This is a genomic window from Vibrio sp. 1401 (assembly GCF_033340295.1).
Map to the genome: position 1 here is coordinate 1 of NZ_JAWOWF010000443.1, position 652 is coordinate 652.

Below are 652 nucleotides of genomic sequence, written 5' to 3' on the forward strand. Positions count from 1 at the left end.
TGCAATAGCTGATGATCTTCTCCATCAAGATTTTTCCTAATCCTTTTCCTTTCAAATCTGAGCGAACCAAAATCGCAAATTCAGCATCACTATTGTCTGGCGTGATCAGCGCACGCGCGACACCAATGATCGACGGTCCACTTTTATCGAATGCTACTGCGACAAAGGCCATCTCTCGGTCGTAGTCAATTTGAGTAAAATTAGCCAAAGCTTCGTGATTGAACTCACCAACCTCTGAGAAGAACCGTTTATAGAGATCTTCTTTAGATACACTATTGATGAACTGAGCGTGGAGTGGCTCATCTTCAGGAAGAATTGGACGAAGAAGGATTGGTTGACCATCACGCAGTGTCACAGTTTCAACAAATTCAGCAGGGAAAGGGCGAATAGCCAGTCGTTTTTGAGCATCACCTTCATATTTGCAAAGCGTCACATCAGCATCAAGTATGGTTAAGTCATCTCCGGATACCAATACTGGATGGATATCCAGTCTTTGTATTTCAGGTACCTCAACCGCCATTTGCGAAATACGAACTAAGAATTTTGACAGCTCAGTAATATCGAGCGCATCTTTGTGTTTCTGAAGACGGATCTTCCCGGACTTTAATGCAACCACGACTAAATAGCGTGCAAGCGTCATATTCAAAGGAGG

General features: G+C 43.4%; 1 protein-coding gene. It reads right to left on the bottom strand.

Features of this window, described 5'->3' with window-relative positions:
- On the bottom strand, positions 1-652 hold a 652-nt coding region (locus R7Z77_RS26135), incomplete at both ends, for a GNAT family N-acetyltransferase (RefSeq protein WP_318137149.1).